Origin of the sequence: uncultured Shewanella sp. (genome assembly GCF_947495455.1) — a bacterium.
GTDB lineage: Bacteria > Pseudomonadota > Gammaproteobacteria > Enterobacterales > Shewanellaceae > Shewanella.
Window position 1 is genome coordinate 13,017 of sequence record NZ_CANLZC010000024.1, and the last position, 21,522, is coordinate 34,538.

The window sequence follows — 21,522 nt, forward strand, 5'->3', positions numbered from 1 at the left end:
GCTAGACTCCTAATTAAGCGTTGATAGCTGTAATTTTAACTTCGGTGAACCATTGACGATGGCCCATTTTTTTATCGTGGTGCTTACGACGACGGAACTTAACGATTGTTACTTTCTCATCACGGCCGTGGCTAACAACTTCAGCAACAACCTTACCACCTTCAACTAAAGGTGCACCTACATGTACTGTTTCACCATCAGCAACCAAAAGAACTTGATCGAATTCGATAGTTTCACCAGTAGCAACTTCTAATTTTTCCAAACGAACTGTATGGCCTTCAGCAACACGATGCTGCTTACCACCACTTTGAAAAACAGCGTACATAGCTATTTTACTCCAAAATTTCTAGCACGCCGCTCAATAATGTTGAGATCGGGGTGCCACAAAAGCTTTAATGACAATGGTCGCGGAGTTTACGCTAAGAAGACTTCACTGACAAGTCTTAATTCCGAAAGAATAAAAAAAGAACATTATTCGGTATTCTTTCTCATTCTCATGCTGTCTTGTACGTTAAATTTAGGTAGAATCCCAATATCTATTTTATTTGAATCTAGCATTGCGTTGCTTCCATAGTATTTGCAGCCAATCGAACCCGAGTCTATTTATGGATTTAAACGCCATTCGACATCTTGCAGACAATGATATGCAAGATGTTAATAAATTGATTTACAAACAGTTAGAATCTGATGTAGCCCTAATCAATCAACTAGGTGTCTATATTATTAATGGCGGTGGAAAGCGTATGCGTCCACTGCTTTGCATCCTCGCATCTCGCGCTATGGGATACCAAGGTGAAGATCATTTAAAACTTGCCGCCATCATAGAATTCATCCATACCGCCTCTTTACTCCATGATGACGTGGTTGATGAATCATTACTCAGACGCGGGCGAGAAACCGCAAACGCTTTATTTGGCAATAGTGCCAGCGTGCTTGTCGGCGATTTTCTTTATACCCGTTCATTTCAAATGATGACGGAATTGAAAAGCCTAAAAGTACTTGAAATTCTTGCTGATACAACCAATATCTTAGCCGAAGGCGAAGTGTTACAATTAATGAATTGCAATGATCCCAATACCAGCGAAGCGGATTATATGCGGGTCATTTACTGTAAAACCGCAAAATTATTTGAAGCCGCCACCCAACTGGCTGGTGTTATTGCAGCAAGCTCTAGCGATGCCCAGAAGGCACTTGCTGAATACGGTAAATATTTAGGAACCGCTTTTCAACTCACTGATGATTTGCTGGATTACACCGCAAATACTGAAGAATTAGGTAAAAATATTGGTGATGATCTTGCTGAAGGTAAACCAACATTACCCTTAATCCATGCCATCACACATGGTAGCGAGCAAGAAGTTGCCTTAATCAAAGAAGCCATTAAAAAAGGCGATGGTACCGAGCATATCGATACTATTTTAGCGACATTAAACCGCTGTGGCGCATTAGAATATACAGAAAAAAGAGCGCAAGAAGAGTCTAATAAAGCCATTCAAGCCTTAAGGAATATTCCTGAGTCAGATTATAAAACAGCGCTGATTTCACTCGCTAAAATAGCCGTCTCCCGTAAATACTAACGCAATTTATTATGACGTTTTCACCCGTTACGAGTATAAAAATGGCGCTATCAAGCGCCATTTTTATAGTTATACCCGTGATACTCAATTGGAAACTTATTTTACAAAGTCAATGCCCAATTCAATATCACCTTTTAAGGTCTCTAACATGCTATCACGAGCGTTCGCTTCAAAGGCACTGATCTCGCCATAAGCCAATACTTTTTCCACACCTTGCTTACCAAGCAAGACAGGTTGAGCAAAGAACTGCGCATGCTCACTACCGCCATCAACATAAGCACATTCAACGACGTTTGCTTCCCCCTGTAAACCACGTACTAAGGATAAACCAAAACGACATGCTGCTTGGCCCATAGATAAGGTCGCACTTCCGCCACCCGCTTTGGCTTCAACCACTTCTGTTCCTGCATTTTGAATACGCGTCGTCAATGCAGCCACTTCTTCATCTGTAAAACTCACTCCTTCTACTTGTGAAAGTAAAGGTAGAATGGTCACTCCACTATGTCCGCCAATAACATTGACATTCACATCATCAACATTTAGGCCTTTCGCTTCAGCAATAAAGGTTTCAGAGCGGATCACATCCAATGTTGTGACACCAAATAAGCGGCTCTTATCATACACGCCCGCCTTTTTTAAGACTTCAGCCGCAATGGCTACAGTTGTATTAACGGGGTTAGTGATAATACCGATAAGTGCTTTAGGGCAGTTATCTGCACATTTCTGAACAAGGTTTTTGACAATACCTGCGTTAATATTGAACAAGTCTGAACGATCCATACCTGGCTTACGAGCAACGCCAGCAGAAATAAGAACAACATCGGCATCAACAAGGGCCGCTGAAGGATCTTCTCCAGCAAAACCTTTCACATCAACATCTGTTGGAATATGACTCAAGTCAACGGCAACACCTGGCGTTACAGGGGCGATGTCATACAGCGATAATGCAGACCCAGCTGGTAATTGTGTCTTCAGCAATAAGGCTAATGCTTGTCCAATACCACCTGCGGCACCAAGAACGGCAACTTTCATAGTTTTCTCCATTAATTCTCTGATAGTGTGTAAACTAGAACAATTTTAATGCCGTCACCCTACTGGATTAACGACAAAAGTTCAATTACTCTAACGTTATGTTTATTTTAACTGGGGGTTACTAAAGTAAAACAACTGAGTTACAATAAACACAAAAAAACCACCTAAGAAACATCAAGTGTATTACTCTTCATTCACTCCCCTCACGCTTTTTCCGCTATCAACATTACCCAATTGAATTCTTATTCACTAAAAACGAATAATTGTTGACAAATAGTGCCGTAATACTCAGAATAAGGCGTATTTTTGAATAAAGAATAATAATATGATGCCAGTAATTAGAAATCAGGATGATCTTGTTAAAACTTTTAAAGCCATTTTAAAAGAAGAGCGTTTTGGCTCCCAAAGTGAAATTGTGAATGCATTGCAAGCCGAGGGCTTTAGCAATATCAACCAATCCAAAGTCTCACGCATGCTCAGTAAATTCGGTGCCGTGAGAACCCGTAATGCCAAGCAACAAATGGTTTATTGTTTACCAGCAGAATTAGGCGTCCCCACCGCGACCAGTCCATTAAAAAATTTAGTACTGGATGTTGATCATAACCAAGCCATGATAGTGGTAAGAACAAGCCCAGGGGCGGCACAATTGATTGCCCGTTTATTAGATTCTATCGGTAAGCCTGAAGGTATTTTAGGTACAATTGCCGGTGATGATACCATTTTTATCACTCCGTCAAATATCCAAGATATTGAAGATACACTACAAACAGTTAAGTCATTATTTAACTATAATGATTAAATATTAAGCTGTTATATAAAGGTATTATTGGAATGCTCACTAAAACTGGGGATTTCAATCAATACCATCTTAGAAAATAATACATAAAAACATAAAATTGACAAATGTATCCCACATATTTACTATCCGTTTTTTTCAGTAATTAACAAAGTCAATTAACGTATGTTTAAATATTTTTTTATCATTTTATCTTTAGTGTTTCTTTCTGGCTGTACAAAAACTATCGATGCAAACTATCAATCAGGCATCAACATTAGTAATAATGTACTAGAAAATAAGAAAATAGCTGTGCATGAATTTGAAGACCTACGAGCTTGGATCGACACATCAGACAAAAAATCTCCCTCATTTATTGCTCAACAAGGCGTATGGCGATTCGGTTTAAGTTACCAAGGTACTGATTATCAAAAAATATCCTATATTTTGCAGGATATTTTCATTAATGAACTTCAATCTGTCTCTGCAGATGCATTTAGTTTTGATAAAAACTTACCATTTGATTATGAATTGAAAGGAAAAATTATTAATTTTGAATTTGAAAATGAAACAGGTTTTGTGACGGTCACAAGCAAAAGACACGTTTCACTACAATTAACCTTAAATGATAACCTTGGCCAGCCTGTTGTTTATAATGAAATTTTCAACGAAGTCGATCGTGAAAATGAGGGAATGGGCATACTACATAGTACCAATGTCAAAAAATTGCTCCAGAATCAATTAAAGAAAACGATAACTCATGCAATTGAAAAATTTAATATTGAAGTGGCAAAACAGGGTGTCAGCCAAGTCATTGTGAGTTTAAATGGCAAAACAATTAACACCATCAATAATGGTTTCATTTATGAAAGCTATGCAATGACAATGAAATAAGAATGGCAAAATTCACAAGCAGTGCTAATAAAAGTTCTGCTTGTGCATTTCACTTACCTTAAGTATTTGCAATCATAAAATCTAATGATGGTGCGAAAAATGATGAACCTGTTATGGCTTGAGTAAAGTGCATCAAATGATCGTGATGACCCTCTTTATCGCCTAGCATCATACTTTCCAGCATTTTTTCAAAATTAATAGCATTTTCGCACAGTGAGATAAACATCAAACCTTGTTCTTTGACGGAGCCAAATGGCATACTTTGACGTAGAATTTCTCTTGAATTACCTTGCTCATCTTTTAAACTAACACGCTTGATATGGCTAAAGAGCGGCTTATCTTCAGAAGCATATTCAATATTATCCTGCTTAGTTCTACCGATAATATCTTCTTGCTTTTTCTGAGGAAGCTTATTCCACTTGCTTAAATTATGCACAAACTTTTGAACATGTACATAACTGCCACCACTAAAATTCGGCTCTCTTTCCCCCACTAAAGCCACTGCTTGCCGCTGCCTGCCTTGAGGGTTTTCAGTCCCATCCACAAAACCAGTAAGATCTCGGCTATCCATGAAACGAAAGCCCCTTTCTTCGTCGACAAGTTCAACTAAGCCATCAAACATCTGATCCACTTCGTTAGCAACGAGATGTAAAATATCAAATCTATCACTGCGAATATGAACAAATAAATCATATTCCAAAGCAGGCGCTTCTCTATTACCTTCTTGGATAGCAGGAAAAGGCTTCAACTGTTCTGGGCGAAGATCACCATAAAGGTTTTCCCAATAATTGGCGCCGATGGCAATAAAACCATTAAAGGCACTATCAGCATACTTATCAGCTAATTCATACAAATATTGAGCAACATTAGCAACACAAGGACGCAGCTGAGACTCAACATTTTCATTTGCATTTAGCATCAAATAAACACTATGCAAGTTTCCCTCAGCACAAATTCCTAACTGTTCACGAGGCATTGTCTGACTTTCCATCTCTCATCACCTTTATCACGAAACTTTCTCAACCTAATAATCCATCACTTATATAAAATGATGATTCAAAATTAATAAATTTGAATCATCATTCATTACCAATATTTCTCCATCGTTATCTGACCCGGTACACGACGTAAATTCTTCGTTAACCCTTTAGCTTTCAACACCTCAACGGATTCTGAGATCATACCAGGATTGCCACAAAGCATAACCTGGGAATGCTCAGGACTCAGTGTCGTCTCGGCCATTTTTTCTATGTCGCCAGACGCTAACGCAGCAGGAATACGTTCCATTAATGCGCCATTGACTGCTTCTCTAGTCACAGACAAGATTAACCTAAACTGATCGGCATATCTTGATGCTAATTCATGTAGTTTATCTAAATAAGCTAAATCTTTTTTTTCTCTAACACCATAAACTAAAATCACTTTTCTAAAGCGTTGCCAAGGCTCTTTCGTATCCATGATTGAAATAAAAGGCCCTACAGCCGTACCCGTCGCTAAGAACCATAAATCAGATGACACTTGCTGCTCTTTTGGCAATTCATCTAATGTCATAAAACCAGCTGCTGCCGTTGTCACCTCAATTTCATCGCCAGCCTCTAATAAATGTAGACGAGGCGATAATTGACCTCCCTCTACGGTAACAGCTAACACCTCAAGATACTGAGCATCGGGACCATTCACTAACGAATAGGCCCTAGCAACCCGCCTGTCATCAATCATTTGGCTTAGTTTGATAAATTGACCAGCAATAAAAGGAGAAAGATCTGACTTTATTTTTAAAGTAAACAACTTATCATTCCAATCAATGCGTTCAACAACTTGACCTGTAGTCCACATAATCACCTCATAGGATGAAAAAACAAGAATTATTAAATTAACACAAGCTTAGAAGAAAATGTAAACACACCGACTATGAAAAAATACCATTATCTTAATGAATACAACTTACCCAGAAAAGCTAAAATAACCACAACAAAAGGGATTAACAGTTCACAAGGTCAATAAAACCAAGTTAAACAGTAAATAAAACCATATGATGAATACTTTATATTTTATATGAAAAGTGCTTAAATAACATCATAAGGTGATTTTTTCGTTCAGTAGAAGAGCTGTGACATGAAGGATTCAAAGCAAAATAAACAAAGTATGTATTCCAATTGCAGGAGTTGTAACCGCATGGTCACCATCGAAGGTGAAGTAATATGTTACAAAAAAGGAAGCATTGTATCATTAACACAATCGCCTCCTTCTTCTCAAACGTATTTACTCTGCCATGATTGGAAATTAGGACGATTAACCTATTAATCACTGATCACAGTAGTAAAATCGGTCTTTGATACAGAAGACTCTTTAATTATTCCTTCCAAATTTTCAGTGACCGTGATCTTTGCGAGGCTCAACCCGCGGGTTGTTACTCTCATTCCAGCATTTAAATCAAAATAAACCCTAGCCAGTTCATCTTGCTCTAAACCACGTTTCTTGAGCGTTGCCATTATTGCTAACCAATCAGTATTTACTTTACTCGTTTGACCTTCAATGTTAACGCGTAGGGGAATATTCTTCATTAGTATTATCTCCTCTGGATGCTTTAGGTATAGCTTATAACTAATCTATATTAAATAACCCAGTGATATCTACCATTAATTGATATTTAACCTATTTACGTCATCAATAACACCAAGTTAAGCCGTGACTAAATTAGGATTTCCCTGTGAAGATAAACTCCCTTCTTTAATAATGCCATTTAATGACTCTGAAGGTACCCATCTGGCTAGCGTCAATCCACGTGTTGTCACCAGCATTCCAGCATTAACTTCACAATAGACAGATTCAAGCTCTAACTGAGATAAACCTCTTTTCTTAAGTGTCGCCATTATCGCTAACCAATCAGTATTAACTTTAGCACCCTGACCTTCAATGTTGACCTGTAAAGGGATATTTTTCATAAATCACCACCCAATTAGCAAAAATTATTAATAACACCGTATCTAAATTAATTCATATGCACACAATATGCACTCTTTTTTTGATTTTTTAGTTAAATAATTCGCATATTTACTCTAAAAACCTATAATTTCTCCCATTATTTTGCATAAAGCAAATAAAACAACTTACTTGTTTTATCATCATTTTTTCCAAAAAATGCTGTATCTTGATAGCCTGTTGTCATTCAACCCAATTGTTCCGATTTAAAAACAATAAAAATGAAACAAAAAAGGTTAGCCATATATGTAAAAAAAGATTTAACATTAAGTCGAATATTGTTAACCTTTGTAAAGGCTATAATCCATGGCTTTAAAGCTCAAAAATATCGACTATTCGTATTATTGAGTTAGTAAAAAAGTATTCTCACTCAGATTCAAGCAAGGGGCAACAATGTTGGATTCATCAAATATACAATACCCACCATTACCACTCATCCAAACTTGGATATGGATGATGACCCAATCGGGTAACCCTGAAATCCAAGAAAAAGGTCAAAATAACTTAATCGCGTCCTTTGGAAGCTTAGCAAAAGCCAATGACTATTTACTGAGCCAACGAGCCTAAAAGCGTCTCGATTAAAAATTAAAAATACAAAACCTTTATATGGAGGCATGATAACTGCCTCCATAAATTACCTTTTACTTTCTGCGCGCAATAATACTATCGTTTAGGATTTTCAATAATACTTCTGTATCATTCCAACCAATACAAGCATCCGTAATACTCTGCCCATAGCAAAGTGACTGACCCGAAACATGATCTTGGCGCCCTTCAACAAGATGACTTTCAACCATAACACCAAAAATGGCCTGTTCACCTTGTGAGATTTGAGATGCCACATTGTCGGCCACCAGCATTTGGCGTTGAAATTGTTTACTACTGTTTGCATGGCTAAAGTCAATCATAATATTTTGATCAAGACCTGCTTCACTCAACTGCTCACTGATTTTCGCAACGTGTTCTGCACTATAATTGGGCTCCTTTCCCCCCCGTAAAATAATGTGACAATCAGGATTACCTTTGGTTTCAACAATCGCTGAATGTCCATACTTAGTGACAGATAAAAAATGATGCGAGGCACTTGCCGCCCCAATAGCATCAATGGCAACCTTTATTGTACCGTCAGTACCATTCTTAAAGCCAACTGGGCTAGATAATCCAGAAGCCAACTCTCGATGCACTTGAGATTCTGTTGTACGCGCTCCAATCGCCCCCCAACACATTAAGTCTGCGACATATTGTGGTGTGATCATATCAAGAAACTCACCGGCAGTCGGCATTCCCATATCATTCAGATCTAACAGTAACTTGCGTGCAGTTCGTAATCCATCATTAAGCTTAAAACTATTATCCATGTAAGGATCATTGATTAACCCTTTCCACCCAACCGTTGTTCTTGGTTTTTCAAAATACACTCGCATAACGATTTCGAGTTGATCTTTGTATTTTTCACGCATTTTAACCAAGCGCTGACCATACTCAATGGCCGCTTCTGGATCATGAATAGAACAAGGACCAATAACCACCAATAAACGATCATCTTTTTTTGCTAAAAGATTATGAATATTCTCTCGAGCATTAAATACTGTCGCTGATGCGTTCTGTGTTGCCGGAAATCGTTCTAAAATAGCTATAGGAGGCAAGAGTTCTTTAATCTTATTAATACGAACATCATCATTTTGGTAATACATGGTCAGTCATTAGCTCCGCTTAACCTATTCATTAGGATCTCTTAATAATATAACGGGTATAAACTATCGAGTATCCTTTCACATTGCAACAAGGTTGATATCTTTTTAACTAAAATTAAAAAATACAAATAGTTAATACAAAAATCATTTGTAAAGATATTGTTTATTACAGACATTAAAAACACATAAATAACCAACAAAAAAACAATTAAAACATTAAGGAAACATTTAAAACATTAATAAGACAAACTAAGTATTACCAACACTTCATTCCACTCAAAAAATAACTAATTAATAGCATTAACACATAAAAATTATCAAATAGATTAAAATAATCACATTGAAAAAATCTTCATCTTCAAATCACTTGATGATAAAACCTAAAAAGTCACCGAATAACTTCTATACTTGATACATTCAAAATGTCATTCAACATGAACCATGCTATATGGATCAACTAAATATGTTAGATTACATCAAAAATCGACAAATATTTCGTTGGTATTTATTATTACTACCAACACTTTGGAGCATTTTATTTCTTGCCGATTATCTCTGGCGCATTAATCCTGAAAAAGGCTATCACTTTTCAATAACCCTCTGGGGATTACAAGCCTGCTTAATGCTATTAATGATGATAACCAGTGGATGCTTTTTTTATCAAATGCTCATTGAGCATAAAAAAGTGAATGCTGTACCTGACAAAACAAAAACCAAACATCTAGTGATCATTCCCTGTTTTAAAGAGCCTATTGAAGTCATCCAACAGTCTATCGAATCCATACTCAAACAAACAATCAATGCTCAAAACAACATTATCCTCATCATCAGCTTTGAAGCCAAAAGCCCCAACCTCAATGCCTCTAAACGCGCTTTGATGAATACTTACGAAAAGCAGTTCTATTTATTTAACGTTCTAGTTCACCCTATTGATATTAAAAATGAAATACCAGGAAAGTGCAGTAATGAACGTTTTGCGGTGAAGCAAGTTTTAACCATGATCCACCAGCTTCCCAATGAATTCAATCTTCGCAATATTCTTTTAACTGTGATGGACTCTGATACACTGCTACATCGTCGATATTTAGAATATATCGCCCAAGACTATGAAAAAAGCATAGGCAGTGATAGCGTTAATATCATATGGCAAGCAGCCTTATTCTATAATTGGAACCTTAATCAATCCCCTTTTTTCACAAGAATAACAGCACTTTTTAGAACAATTTGGATGATAGGCTTCAATATTCCTTTTCAAGTTCATTCGATGAGTGTTTACTCATCATCCTTAACGCTTTGTATTGATAATAATTTTTTTGATCCTACCTATCAGATGGAAGATATGCATTATTTTGTCTCTTCTATGAATACACGCAAAGGCAAAATAAAATTGCGCCCTGTATACTTGCCCGTTATTTGCGGGCCGACTTCAGGTGACAATTGGCAAGAAGAAATCAGCGAGTGGCACAGACAAACAAAAAGATGGAGCATTGGTGCATTTGAAGTATTTCATTACATTTGTATTAAAGCGTTTAATCTGGGGATCATAATGACAAGCCGCTTAACGATTACAATGACGTTACTCTACGGCCTTTTTCAAAGTATTATTTTCTTTGCGACATTAATTGCAGTCCCCATTTGGCATCATTATCAACTGACGAATGATGCAAAACTTTGGTATATTTTAGGCCTTATCCCTTGGCTGTTTATTATTTGGGTCTTTTGTATCGATGGCCTTTTCACCCATTTTTTCCATCTTAAAAATGAAAAAGTCAGTTTATTGCGCAACATCATTCATATCGCCTTAACTCCCATTGTTTTATTGTCTTATAATCTCGTCTCTTTTATCTCACTCCATCACTTAGCCATTAAGGGGAAATCTGTTTGCAGCCACGACCCATCAGAAAAATCACATCTCAATCGCCTCAAGAAATAACGCTTTATTTAGCTTTTACTTATCAAGGTTAAGTTAAAGTTAAAAAAAATAAAAAAATGACTAAACTCATTCACTTTATTGCCGATATAGCAATATATTCACGTGATTTTACACCAGTAAACACAACGATGGAGTCCCCTATGAAAATGAATGTCGCTACACGTGTAATAGGAGGGTTTAGTGTCGTCACTTTGTTATTGATTATATTAGGTGCAGCCGCTTTACTCACCAATAATAAACTTAAAACCAGTACCAGTGTGCTGCAAAATGTCAGTATTCCAGCCTTAAAATCAAGCCACACATTATCCAGCTCCCTCTTTCTTCAAGAAAAACAAAATATCACTGCTTTTTATAGCCAAGATACCAATGAGATAACGGCTTTTGCCGCTGAATCTGAACAATACGCTCAACAATTTACTCAAGAATTAAAAGCATTATCGAGTCAAATCAATAATGATACTAGCTTTGATAACATTTTGGCCAATTTGACAAGAAATTATCAAGCATTTCATGATAATAGTCAGCGCCTACTCACGACTCATAAAGCGACACTATTAACGAAAAAACATCTGTTCAAAAAAATGGATACCATTGAAAACACCGCAGATGACACCGCATCATATTTACTGGATTTAATTGATTTTGAAATCAGTGAAGATGAAGAAAAACAACAAATTGCTTCAATCGCAAGCAGTATCGATACTGGGTTCAGCGGTATTATCAGTACCAGTTATGACTTATTACAAGTCAAAGATCAAGCCAAGTTTGAGACCATTCAAAAAGAACTCACCTTCATCATTAGCGACACACAAAATAAACTTAATGACCTGTCACAAACCTGGGGCCACGTTATTGATGCCGATGTCATACATAAAATTAATGCTGAAGCTACCGCATTATTTTCTCTTATTGAAGGCGAAGATTCCATTTTAACGCTAAAAAAGCAATCAATTGAAAGTCAAAATTTGGCAGATAAATTATTTTTACAAATTGAGAAAGAATTTAGTAATACTGATGAGTCAATGCAGAAATTGACATACGCCATCGAATCTATGTCACAAAAGATCAGTCTTTCTGCCATCGACAATATCCATTCCGCCAGTATCAATACACTTATCTTAGGGATCGCCGCTATTATTGTGTCAATCCTCGTTAGCATAGCCGTCATTTGGCCATTAAAGCGTTCGTTGAACAGTGTTAACCAAGCTTTTAATATTCTTGCTTCTGGTGATTTAACCCATAAACTCAATGAAGAAGGCCATGATGAATTTGCAAGACTATCAAGAAATTGTAATCGCCTAATTGATAGCCTTCGTCAACTCATAGAAGGCATTTTACATCGCTCAGATCAACTTGCTGCGGCAGCTGAAGAAACTTCAGCCATCACAGTACAAACAACGACTGGGATCCAAGAACAAAAAAATCAAGTCGATCAAGTTGCTGCTGCAACCACTCAATTACACTCCAGCGCACAACAAGTCACCTTAAGTGCAAATGCTGCCCTCACAGAAATCAAAGCCGCAGATGATGAGAGCCAGCACATGAGACTGATTGCTAATGAAAATAAACAAACCATCTTGGCACTGGCTGAAGAAGTATCAAAAGCAGGTTCTGTGATCAATAAATTACATGCAGACAGTGCCTCCATAGGATCAATTTTAGATGTAATTAGAGGCATTGCCGAACAAACCAATTTACTCGCCCTGAACGCAGCAATTGAAGCTGCACGTGCAGGAGAACAAGGCAGAGGCTTTGCCGTTGTCGCAGACGAAGTCAGAAGCTTAGCCTCTCGCACGCAAGATTCAACTCGAGAAATACAGCAAATGATTGAAGTGCTTCAGCAAGGCGCAGAGCACGCCGTATCAGTAATGGAGTTGGGTAAAGAGCAAGCTAATTCATGTGTTGAAAAAACTGAGCAAGCGAATAATGCGTTAGAAAGCATTAGCCATGCCGTTCACAAAGCACATGATTCAGGCACTCACATTACCCAAGCTGCAGAAGAGCAACATGTTGTCAGCCAGCAAGTGTCAGAAAAACTTGAGCATATAGCATCAATATCAGAAGAAACGGCAACAGGCGCAGAACAAACCGCTCAATCGAGTCACCAAGTCGCTCAACTTGCCGAAGAGTTACAAGCCTCTGTAAAAGAATTTAAAATATAACTTAATCTTGGAGAATAGACTACAATACCGAGCCTAGCACTCGGTATTTTAGTCTTAAAAATTATATTAACTATCTGCGATACGCGCCTCAATGGCGGTGGTTATGTCACTTGATTCATAGCCTTTTGTTTTAGCCCAGTCAATGATAGTCTGACCATCTGCTTCAACAGACTTCAACTCTTTCACTGATAAACGCTTAGCAACAAAAATGCCGATTTTGTCAGCATTCGCGTCAAAAGCTGTTCGCAATAAACTTTTCCCATCACATGAAATACCGGCATAAATATTTCTCAACTTTAGGCGGTTTTCTTTTAACTTCTTCCGTAAACGATTTTTATCATCACTCTTTACGTAATGGCAAATATTGGCAGCTAATTGTTGTGGATCTGCTTGAACTGGGACGGTAAATGAAGACGCTACAATCAATGAAGCCATCGCGGTAGGTAATAAACGCATCGGGTACTCCCTTATCTTATTTTTATCAACCCAAAGAAAGCACGAAAATCGTGCTGACTAATCCTTTGAATACAATGTTAACCCGATACAATTTAACACTTTTTGACCATATTGATAAAGGAATATTCCAACCCATTACTGTTTTTTTCATTAATACGAGACACTTCTACCCAAGAACCATCATCCCAATGAGGAAAAAAGGTATCTCCTTCGACTTCAAGGTTTATTTCGGTTAGATATAAGCTATCAGCTTTAGGTAACACTGCAGAATATAATTGTCCACCACCAATAATCATCAATTCATCACACTCTTTTGCCGACTCAATAGCCGCTTCAATTGAATCGACAACAGTGATCCCTGTTGCTGTGAAGTCCGTTTGTCTCGTGATCACAATATTATGCCTGCCTGGTAAAGGCCGACCTATTGATTCAAATGTTTTTCTTCCCATCACGATAGGCTTATTCATTGTGATGGCTTTGAAATGACGAAGATCTTCAGGCAAATGCCAAGGCATTTGATTATCTTTCCCTATCACTCTGTTATTCGCCATCGCTGCAATCATAGCGATTTTCATAATATGCTCAATAATAACTCATTCTTCTGAACTCGATCTTACCTATAAGAGAACATGAAAAACAAGTCCAAGAATGTCATTTATGCCCATGACTAATAAGCTGAGGATCCATCAGTCACGGCTATATACAGGCTTTCTCAATAGCAAACATAAGACTACCATGAGTACAGTAGGGAACAGCCAAGTTAACCCTTGTGATTGCAGCGGTATAAAAGATAAAAAATGAAAGATCACGCCCAATTTTGCTAACCCATCAAGGCAACTAAAAATGAAAGCCACACCGACAATCAAACAATGAGACAAATGAGGTCGTGAAAAATATGAAGTCAAAAAAGTCGATACAACAAGCGCAATCGCAACAGGGTAAATGATCCGTAAAATAGGTTCACTCGTCATGATCAATTCGTTAAGCCCTACATTAGTGACAATAATACAAATTATTGAAAAAAGCATCAGATAACTCGTATATGAAAGTACGGGAAGTTGCTTATGAAAAAATTCGGCGCAAGCCCCCAGCACACCCACTGCGGTGGTGAGACAGGCTAAGGTCACCACCATTGACAATAGTACTAATCCCCAATAATGATAATGCTGCGTCACATAACTTGTTAATATTTGCCCTCCGTCACTGGGGAAATAGCCTAAATGAATCGACGTCGCCCCTAAATAAAAAAGAGCAAGGTAGACAAAAGCCAATCCCATTGCCGCAATCATTGCCGCGCGAACTAAATAACGTGTTTGCATGCTTTTTTTATCTACCCCCTTTTGATGCAACACATCAATCAATAATATTCCAAACACCAAGGCAGCTAGCGCATCCATGGTATTATATCCTTGCAAAATCCCATTGGTAAAAGGATTGAATTGATAATTCCCCTGCGCCATCGTCAAGGGCTCACTGGGTAATAACATCACTGAAGCCGCTAGACTCAGCAACAGTATAATCATTATTGGTGTCAATACTTTTCCCACAGTATCAATTAACTTCCCCGGTGATAATGCAAAAAACAACACGAGAATAAAAAAAATACAGGTATATAAACATTGCGCTAAGTTAATATCAAATAGCCAAACATTTAATTGAGGTAAATGCTCACTAAGAAAAGGAGAAAAACCGATATCATAGGCAACTAACGCCGTACGAGGCACAGCAAAAGCTGGACCTATAATGATAAAAATCAAAAAAGATAAACAAGTTGCCACACTCTTAGGTAATAAAGCAAAAACTTGACCATTAGATTTAGCCACAGCAATCAAGGCTAATAAAGGTAAACCCACACCTGTTAGCAAAAAACCAAATAGCGCTAACATCATATTTTGTCCCGCCAGAAAACCAATAAAAGGCGGAAAAATTAAATTACCAGCACCAAGAAAAAAAGCAAAAGTCATCAACCCAAGGGCTAGCGTATCTTTACGATTCAATTTATTAATGCTCACCCATTATCCATAATCATTTTAAGCCATGTAAATACTGTAGCAGTAATCACTCTTTGATGGCGTAAGGGAACATAAAAAATAGCAGCATAAAAATAAGGCCCTAATATGATTAGGGCCTTATTTATTCAAATAAAAAACACTTATTAGCTAAAATTTTCAGCTGTATTGTCAAGTTTGTCTTTATCTTCTTTGATAAATAAACAAATAAAAATCGTCGTCAATGTCGGTAATAGCCATGCCATACCTTCATGCTGCAAGGGCATAAAATCAAATGCACTGACATTGACCCCTGCCTCCTTTAGCGCATCGATAATGCCAAAGAACAAAGCCACGCTAAGCACTAACCGCTGGGAAAATACGGGACGTGGCAATTTCGATGTCAAAAAAGTCACTAACACCAAAGCAATCGCAACGGGATAAATCATCATCAAAACGGGCACACTAATGCTAATCAATTGTGATAACCCCACATTCGCCACTAAAGCACAAATCAAGCTCAGGGAAACCACAAACACACGATATGAGATAACAGGAAAGGTTTCATTAAAAAATTCAGAACAAGCACTCAGTAAACCGACTGCGGTTGTCAAGCAAGCTAAAGTCACCACACTTGAAAGCAAAATGAGACCGACAGAACCAAATTCTCTCACTACGTAGTTTGTTAGAATTTGCCCTCCATTAGTCACATTAGACGCAAGATCACCAGCCGTTGCCCCTAAATAAAAAAGTGAAATATAAACAAAAGCTAAGCCAATGGCTGCAATGACTGCCGCTCTCACTAAATATTGTGTTTGTGCCTTTGGACTATCAATGCCTTTTTTACGCAGAATATCAATAATTAGAATACCAAAAATAAGCGATGCTAATGCATCCATGGTATTATAACCTTCTAAGATACCTGTGGTTAGCGGGTGCAACACATAATCCCCAGAAGCTGCTTGTATATCTGCTCTCGGTAATACAATAACAGATATCGCTAATCCGATAAGTAATGACAATAAAACAGGGGTTAATACTTTTCCAACATTATCCAATAATTTCCCAGGAAAAAGCGCAAAAAACATCGCAACAATAAAAAAGCCAAAAGTATAATAAAGTTGCGCAAGATTAAAGGTAAGATCAGCAAACTCAATAGTCGCACTGGTATCCGTTAGAAAGGGCTTAAACCCCACCTCAAATGCCACTAATCCCGTTCTTGGCGCAGCAAACGCAGGACCAATAATAATAAAAATTGTCACGGCAAATAGTGTCGCTATTCCCGCAGGTAACAGCGCCATGATCTTTCCATTAGCTTTAGCCACAGCAATTAACGCCAATAAAGGCAAACCCACTGCCGTAGACAAAAAGCCAAACATGGCGAATGTCAGATTATTCCCTGCCAAGTAGCCAGCAAGAGGAGGGAAAATCAAATTTCCTGCGCCCAAAAAGAATGCAAAGGTCATAAAACCTAAACCTAAAGTATCCGCCAAACTCAATTGATTTTTTTGCAAAGTCACTATCCCAATTTAAAATAGACCACACTAAAACAACACTAATTTAAAGTTTTTAATATCATTAAGATAAAAACATTAGCTATTGCTTATCAGTAATCAAAAATATCTTCACCACATTGATTTATTATTGCTGGCATTTCAATTTAGCCCATCAAATTTTGAGTAAAGCAACATTTCAAAAGCCCTTATAAAGAAAGCCCACAATGCCAGTATCGCTTTCTCAAACCTTACCATTCATTCTGCCAATCCAAAATGACTAATGCCGCCCATTAAACTCAATACTCAACTGCATTTCAAAGATATAATAAAAAAAGAGTGTATTTAGCACATTAAAAAAACACCAACAACAAGAGAATACATATTGGCTAAACAAAAAACAAAAAACACCAAAATAAAAACAAATTAGAAACCTAAATAAAACTCACATTCAACAAAAAGCAGGTCAAATATACAGAGAACACCATTGACTCAGTGTATACTTTTCAACCTCAATAGAATAATTAAGTTCCGTTCATATCAACTCTTATCCCATATTAAAAAAAAAGACATAAATCGAGTAAAAAATTTACTCATCAGGAAAATGACATTAAAATTTAGCGATAGCTAAAGAGTCACCTACTTGTCGGCCTTTAAACCTGCTATACTGCTGCGCTATTTTTAAGACAAAAGGTAACTTAGCGTGGAAAGCGCCCTATTAAAGCAATTTGTAATCGATAAAATTGATGATTTGAAAGCAAAAGACATAGCCGTACTTGACGTTTCTAAGCAGTCTAATATTGCCGACTACATGGTGATCTGCTCAGGTAACTCGAAAACCCATGTTCGCTCTATTGCTGAGAATCTCGTTGTTGAATCAAAACGTGCCAAGATCCCTCTACAAGGCATCGAAGGCAAAGACACCAGTGAATGGGTATTAGTGGATTTAGGGGATGTTATTTTGCATGTTATGCAACAACAAACCCGTGATTTTTATCAACTTGAAAAACTTTGGTCAGAAAAACCAGAATAATGAAAATACAGTTAGTCGCCGTTGGCACGCGTATGCCAAATTGGGTCGAACAAGGTTTTCAAGAGTATCAGCGCCGTTTTCCTAGAGATATGGCGCTTGAACTTATTGAAATTCCTGCCGGTAAACGGGGTAAAAATGCCGATATTGCACGCATTTTAAATAAAGAAGGCGAGCTAATGCTCGCACAAATCCCCAAAAGCAATCATATTGTGAGTCTTGACTTGCCCGGTAAAAATTTAACAACGCCAGCACTGGCTACCCAACTTAATAAATGGCAACTCGATGGACGCGATGTCAGTTTACTCATTGGCGGGCCAGAAGGATTATCACCAGCCTGTAAACAAGCAGCCAAAGAAAGCTGGTGCTTATCGGCACTGACGCTACCTCACCCTTTAGTGCGAGTCATCGTTGCTGAAAGTTTATATCGCGCTTGGAGCATCAATAACAATCATCCGTATCATAGAGAATAGGCAAAGCAGCATCACATTGAAGATGATTCAATGCCTGTGCCTAACAATTTAAGGATTAAGGAGACTGCATCAGTGGCACCCAATAAACGAGTCACAATGAATGACCATGCTGCCGAAGCATCACTGTTTAAACGTCGTGCCATTTTTACTTTTGTCTGCGTCATTGCATTGTTAGGCGTGCTGTTAGGCAACCTGTATCATCTACAGATCCTTTCTTTTCAAGATTACACTACACGCTCAAATGACAATCGTATTCGCGTCGTTCCCATTCCACCTAACCGAGGATTAATTTACGACCGCAATGGCGTATTACTCGCCGAAAATCAGCCTTTTTATTCGCTGGAAATGTTACCTGAAAAAGTCAAAGATATTCCAGCAATGCTCAATCGCCTTAAAAAAATCGTTCCTTTAAGTGATGATCAAATCGACGATGTTATCTCCTCCCTCAAAGGACACCGCCGATTCAAGCCCTTAACCATAAAAAACCGTTTAACTGAAGACGAAGTGGCACAATTTAGTGTTAATCAATATCGCTTTCCTGGCGTTTCAGTTGAAGCGGGACTCAAACGCAATTATCCCTATTCGAGCTTGTTAACTCATGCATTAGGTTATGTCGGCCGCATTAATCAACGTGATCAAGCCAGACTTGAACGGGAAAATGAATGGAAGCAATACGCTGGAACTGAGGATATCGGTAAACAAGGAATTGAACGTTATTACGAAAAAACATTACATGGAGAACCTGGTCACTTAGAAGAAGAAGTGAATAACCGTGGCCGAACGATTCGTGTACTTAAGTCTGAAGCCCCAGAACCTGGAAAAGATATTTATCTCACTCTCGATTTAAAATTACAACAAAAAGCCAGAGAGCTATTAAAAGGCAAACGAGGCGCTGTTGTCGCTATTGATCCCCGTGATGGAGGGATTTTAGCCATGGTTTCAAATCCCAGCTATGATCCTAATCAATTTGTTCACGGGATCAGCTCCAAAGCGTATAATAAATTGCTTAACTCTAAATCTCGTCCTTTGATCAATCGTGCGACACAAGGTCAATATGCTCCCGCTTCAACCGTCAAACCCTTTTTGGCGATAATGGGACTTGAACATAAAACCGTCACTCCTCAAACCCGCGTATGGGATCCAGGATACTGGCAAATCCCCGGCGTTGACAGAAAGTATAGAGATTGGAAACGCTGGGGACATGGCTGGGTCGATGTACATAGCGCAATTGTTGAGTCTTGCGATATCTACTTTTATAGTTTGGCCTATAAAACGGGTGTTGATAGCATAGCTAACTTTATGACCCCTTTTGGATTTGGTGAAAACACAGGCGTTGATATTACAGAGGAATCGCCAGGTATTTTACCTTCTAAGGGGTGGAAACGCGCCCGTTATAACCAGCCTTGGTATATTGGTGACACCATTTCAGTGGGCATAGGGCAAGGCTATTGGACGGCAACGCCACTACAAATCGCCAATGCAGCCACTATTTTAGCCAACAAAGGTAAGCGTTTTATTCCGCATTTTCTGAAATCGGTCACCACTAATAGTACCGAGGAAAATCCTGATAATGAATTAGCGCCTATTGTATTAAAAAACCCAAATAACTGGAACATAGTGTCAGAAGCCATGCGTGAAGCCGCCCATAAACACTTTAAAAATGCACCTTATACTGCCGCAATGAAGACAGGTACTGCTCAAGTATTCAGTGTTGCTGAAGATACACGCTATAACGCAAAAACCGTTAAAGATCATTTACGGGATAATGCATTAGTGATTGCTTACGCTCCCTATGAAAATCCTCAAATAGTCCTTGCTGTCGTACTTGAAAATGCAGGCTGGGGATCAAAAAATGCTGGGCCTGTCGCCCGTGCTATGCTCGATGAATATATGCTAAGAGACAATGGGAAAACGGTGAAATGAGTACACATAACCATAAGCCGAATATTTGGCAACGATTACATATTGACCTTCCCTTACTATTAGGGCTCTTAAGTTTAATGGCCTATGGCTTAATTGTCATTTATTCTGCCGGTGGCGAAGATATGGCGTTACTCGATCGTCAATTAGTCCGCATGGCACTCTCTTTGGTCATTTTATTTGGCATGGCTCAGATCAATCCTGAAGTGTTAAGACGTTGGGCTTTCCCTATTTACATCACAGGAATTATTTTGCTCTTGGGCGTTCATTTTTTTGGTGAGATTAATAAAGGCGCACAACGTTGGTTAAACTTAGGCTTTATGAAGTTTCAACCCTCTGAGCTTATCAAGTTAGTGTTTCCTATCACAATGGCTTGGTATATTAGTAAATTTCCTCTTCCGCCTAAAAAACGCTACCTTGCAGGCGCGGCGATCTTATTATTGATCCCGACCTTACTAATCGCAAAGCAACCTGATTTGGGCACCTCTATACTCGTGGCTGCATCGGGGATCTTTGTACTCTTTCTATCCGGTATGAGCTGGACCATTGTCATTGGCGTCATCCTTGGTGTATTAGCCATGTTGCCTATCCTTTGGTACTTTTTAATGCATGATTACCAACGAACACGTGTGTTGACATTGTTTAATCCTGAACAAGATCCACTTGGCGCAGGTTATCATATTATTCAATCAAAAATTGCCATTGGTTCCGGTGGACTTTGGGGAAAAGGTTGGCTACAGGGAACCCAATCCCAGCTTGAATTCTTACCCGAACGCCATACGGATTTCATTTTTGCCGTGATCGGTGAAGAATTTGGTTTAATTGGCAGTCTTATCTTACTAACATTATATCTTTATGTTATTGGCCGAGGACTCATGATTGCCTCTCAAGCGCAAACCAGCTTTTCACGATTATTAGCAGGTAGTATTACTCTGACATTTTTCGTCTATATTTTTGTCAATATCGGTATGGTCTCAGGGCTCTTGCCTGTGGTGGGTGTTCCACTGCCTTTAATCAGCTACGGCGGTACCTCGATGCTGACATTAATGACGGGTTTTGGCATTCTCATGAGCATACACACCCATAGACGTTTCATCGACAGATAGGACAAGG

At 38.3% G+C, this 21,522-nt stretch carries 21 protein-coding genes; 10 read left to right on the forward strand and 11 right to left on the reverse strand.

Features of this window, described 5'->3' with window-relative positions; all coding sequences use genetic code 11:
• Positions 1-13: 13 nt before the first annotated feature.
• Positions 14-325: a 50S ribosomal protein L21 gene (gene rplU, locus Q0791_RS08720; protein WP_298770476.1), complete on the reverse strand. Its 312-nt coding sequence runs from the start codon at positions 323-325 to the stop codon at positions 14-16.
• A 280-nt stretch (positions 326-605) separates the two neighbouring features.
• Here rplU and ispB point away from each other — a divergent pair, with 280 nt between their 5' ends.
• Positions 606-1,577: an octaprenyl diphosphate synthase gene (gene ispB / locus Q0791_RS08725; protein ID WP_299004941.1), complete on the forward strand. Its 972-nt coding sequence runs from the start codon at positions 606-608 to the stop codon at positions 1,575-1,577.
• Positions 1,578-1,673: 96 nt separating this feature from the next.
• Here ispB and mdh read toward each other — a convergent pair whose 3' ends face one another.
• On the reverse strand, positions 1,674-2,609 hold the full coding sequence (mdh, locus tag Q0791_RS08730) for a malate dehydrogenase (RefSeq protein WP_299004943.1): 936 nt from the start codon (positions 2,607-2,609) through the stop codon (positions 1,674-1,676).
• Between the two features lie 328 nt (positions 2,610-2,937).
• On the opposite strand from mdh, the gene argR reads away from it, so the two are divergent.
• Entirely contained in the window at positions 2,938-3,408 is a 471-nt protein-coding gene (gene argR, locus Q0791_RS08735; protein ID WP_299005061.1) for a transcriptional regulator ArgR, read from the forward strand.
• A 162-nt stretch (positions 3,409-3,570) separates the two neighbouring features.
• Positions 3,571-4,278, forward strand: coding sequence for a hypothetical protein (locus tag Q0791_RS08740; protein ID WP_299004946.1), 708 nt, complete (start codon positions 3,571-3,573; stop codon positions 4,276-4,278).
• Positions 4,279-4,336: 58 nt separating this feature from the next.
• On the opposite strand, the gene Q0791_RS08745 is transcribed toward Q0791_RS08740, so the two are convergent.
• The 4 genes from Q0791_RS08745 to Q0791_RS08760 all read right to left on the reverse strand — a co-directional run bounded on the left by Q0791_RS08745 (position 4,337) and on the right by Q0791_RS08760 (position 7,223).
• The gene (locus tag Q0791_RS08745; protein WP_299004949.1) at positions 4,337-5,269 is read right to left on the reverse strand and encodes a Dyp-type peroxidase; all 933 of its coding nucleotides are present in this window, start codon (positions 5,267-5,269) and stop codon (positions 4,337-4,339) included.
• A gap of 95 nt (positions 5,270-5,364) precedes the next feature.
• Positions 5,365-6,114, reverse strand: a complete 750-nt coding sequence (locus Q0791_RS08750; RefSeq protein ID WP_299004951.1) for a ferredoxin--NADP reductase — start codon at positions 6,112-6,114, stop codon at positions 5,365-5,367.
• Between the two features lie 464 nt (positions 6,115-6,578).
• Positions 6,579-6,842, reverse strand: a complete 264-nt coding sequence (locus tag Q0791_RS08755) for a hypothetical protein (protein ID WP_299004954.1) — start codon at positions 6,840-6,842, stop codon at positions 6,579-6,581.
• Between the two features lie 117 nt (positions 6,843-6,959).
• Entirely contained in the window at positions 6,960-7,223 is a 264-nt protein-coding gene (locus Q0791_RS08760; RefSeq protein WP_299004957.1) for a hypothetical protein, read from the reverse strand.
• A gap of 430 nt (positions 7,224-7,653) precedes the next feature.
• Here Q0791_RS08760 and Q0791_RS08765 point away from each other — a divergent pair, with 430 nt between their 5' ends.
• On the forward strand, positions 7,654-7,827 hold the full coding sequence (locus Q0791_RS08765) for a hypothetical protein (RefSeq protein ID WP_298770460.1): 174 nt from the start codon (positions 7,654-7,656) through the stop codon (positions 7,825-7,827).
• A 74-nt stretch (positions 7,828-7,901) separates the two neighbouring features.
• Here the strand turns inward: Q0791_RS08765 and aroG are convergent, their stop codons facing one another.
• Positions 7,902-8,954, reverse strand: coding sequence for a 3-deoxy-7-phosphoheptulonate synthase AroG (gene aroG, locus Q0791_RS08770; protein ID WP_299004960.1), 1,053 nt, complete (start codon positions 8,952-8,954; stop codon positions 7,902-7,904).
• 463 nt (positions 8,955-9,417) lie between these two features.
• Here aroG and Q0791_RS08775 point away from each other — a divergent pair, with 463 nt between their 5' ends.
• Positions 9,418-10,887 carry a glycosyltransferase family 2 protein gene (locus tag Q0791_RS08775; protein ID WP_299004962.1) on the forward strand — a complete coding sequence of 490 codons (1,470 nt, stop codon included), beginning with the start codon at positions 9,418-9,420 and terminating at the stop codon, positions 10,885-10,887.
• Between the two features lie 140 nt (positions 10,888-11,027).
• On the forward strand, positions 11,028-13,049 hold the full coding sequence (locus tag Q0791_RS08780; RefSeq protein WP_299004963.1) for a methyl-accepting chemotaxis protein: 2,022 nt from the start codon (positions 11,028-11,030) through the stop codon (positions 13,047-13,049).
• A gap of 66 nt (positions 13,050-13,115) precedes the next feature.
• Here Q0791_RS08780 and Q0791_RS08785 read toward each other — a convergent pair whose 3' ends face one another.
• The 4 genes from Q0791_RS08785 to brnQ (Q0791_RS08800) form a co-directional block, all read right to left on the reverse strand.
• Positions 13,116-13,505 (reverse strand): DUF3718 domain-containing protein, encoded by a 390-nt coding sequence (locus Q0791_RS08785; protein WP_299004965.1) that lies wholly within the window; start codon positions 13,503-13,505, stop codon positions 13,116-13,118.
• A gap of 92 nt (positions 13,506-13,597) precedes the next feature.
• Positions 13,598-14,080 (reverse strand): type 3 dihydrofolate reductase, encoded by a 483-nt coding sequence (gene folA / locus Q0791_RS08790; protein ID WP_299004967.1) that lies wholly within the window; start codon positions 14,078-14,080, stop codon positions 13,598-13,600.
• 111 nt (positions 14,081-14,191) lie between these two features.
• Positions 14,192-15,517, reverse strand: a complete 1,326-nt coding sequence (gene brnQ, locus Q0791_RS08795; protein WP_299004969.1) for a branched-chain amino acid transport system II carrier protein — start codon at positions 15,515-15,517, stop codon at positions 14,192-14,194.
• Between the two features lie 143 nt (positions 15,518-15,660).
• The gene (gene brnQ / locus Q0791_RS08800; protein WP_299004971.1) at positions 15,661-17,007 is read right to left on the reverse strand and encodes a branched-chain amino acid transport system II carrier protein; all 1,347 of its coding nucleotides are present in this window, start codon (positions 17,005-17,007) and stop codon (positions 15,661-15,663) included.
• 682 nt (positions 17,008-17,689) lie between these two features.
• On the opposite strand from brnQ (Q0791_RS08800), the gene rsfS reads away from it, so the two are divergent.
• The 4 genes from rsfS (at position 17,690) to rodA (ending at position 21,515) form a co-directional block, all read left to right on the forward strand.
• The gene (rsfS, locus tag Q0791_RS08805) at positions 17,690-18,019 is read left to right on the forward strand and encodes a ribosome silencing factor (RefSeq protein WP_299004972.1); all 330 of its coding nucleotides are present in this window, start codon (positions 17,690-17,692) and stop codon (positions 18,017-18,019) included.
• Entirely contained in the window at positions 18,019-18,489 is a 471-nt protein-coding gene (rlmH, locus tag Q0791_RS08810; RefSeq protein ID WP_299004974.1) for a 23S rRNA (pseudouridine(1915)-N(3))-methyltransferase RlmH, read from the forward strand. Before rsfS ends, rlmH begins: the two co-directional genes overlap by 1 nt.
• Positions 18,490-18,561: 72 nt before the next feature.
• A complete protein-coding gene (gene mrdA, locus Q0791_RS08815) occupies positions 18,562-20,412 on the forward strand; it encodes a penicillin-binding protein 2 (RefSeq protein WP_299004975.1) in 1,851 nt (616 codons plus the stop codon).
• Positions 20,409-21,515: a rod shape-determining protein RodA gene (rodA, locus tag Q0791_RS08820; protein WP_299004978.1), complete on the forward strand. Its 1,107-nt coding sequence runs from the start codon at positions 20,409-20,411 to the stop codon at positions 21,513-21,515. Before mrdA ends, rodA begins: the two co-directional genes overlap by 4 nt.
• Positions 21,516-21,522 lie beyond the last annotated feature (7 nt).

Bases quoted from the DNA above. Each gene is read 5' to 3' on its own strand.
- rodA (WP_299004978.1), top strand. From the start codon at position 20,409: ATGAGTACACATAACCATAAGCCGAATATTTGGCAACGATTACATATT.
- rplU (WP_298770476.1), bottom strand. From the start codon at position 325: ATGTACGCTGTTTTTCAAAGTGGTGGTAAGCAGCATCGTGTTGCTGAA.
- Q0791_RS08765 (WP_298770460.1), top strand. From the start codon at position 7,654: ATGTTGGATTCATCAAATATACAATACCCACCATTACCACTCATCCAA.
- rlmH (WP_299004974.1), top strand. From the start codon at position 18,019: ATGAAAATACAGTTAGTCGCCGTTGGCACGCGTATGCCAAATTGGGTC.
- Q0791_RS08775 (WP_299004962.1), top strand. From the start codon at position 9,418: ATGTTAGATTACATCAAAAATCGACAAATATTTCGTTGGTATTTATTA.
- argR (WP_299005061.1), top strand. From the start codon at position 2,938: ATGCCAGTAATTAGAAATCAGGATGATCTTGTTAAAACTTTTAAAGCC.
- folA (WP_299004967.1), bottom strand. From the start codon at position 14,080: ATGAAAATCGCTATGATTGCAGCGATGGCGAATAACAGAGTGATAGGG.
- aroG (WP_299004960.1), bottom strand. From the start codon at position 8,954: ATGTATTACCAAAATGATGATGTTCGTATTAATAAGATTAAAGAACTC.
- Q0791_RS08755 (WP_299004954.1), bottom strand. From the start codon at position 6,842: ATGAAGAATATTCCCCTACGCGTTAACATTGAAGGTCAAACGAGTAAA.
- Q0791_RS08750 (WP_299004951.1), bottom strand. From the start codon at position 6,114: ATGTGGACTACAGGTCAAGTTGTTGAACGCATTGATTGGAATGATAAG.
- Q0791_RS08760 (WP_299004957.1), bottom strand. From the start codon at position 7,223: ATGAAAAATATCCCTTTACAGGTCAACATTGAAGGTCAGGGTGCTAAA.
- mdh (WP_299004943.1), bottom strand. From the start codon at position 2,609: ATGAAAGTTGCCGTTCTTGGTGCCGCAGGTGGTATTGGACAAGCATTA.
- Q0791_RS08785 (WP_299004965.1), bottom strand. From the start codon at position 13,505: ATGCGTTTATTACCTACCGCGATGGCTTCATTGATTGTAGCGTCTTCA.
- Q0791_RS08740 (WP_299004946.1), top strand. From the start codon at position 3,571: ATGTTTAAATATTTTTTTATCATTTTATCTTTAGTGTTTCTTTCTGGC.
- Q0791_RS08780 (WP_299004963.1), top strand. From the start codon at position 11,028: ATGAAAATGAATGTCGCTACACGTGTAATAGGAGGGTTTAGTGTCGTC.
- ispB (WP_299004941.1), top strand. From the start codon at position 606: ATGGATTTAAACGCCATTCGACATCTTGCAGACAATGATATGCAAGAT.
- Q0791_RS08745 (WP_299004949.1), bottom strand. From the start codon at position 5,269: ATGGAAAGTCAGACAATGCCTCGTGAACAGTTAGGAATTTGTGCTGAG.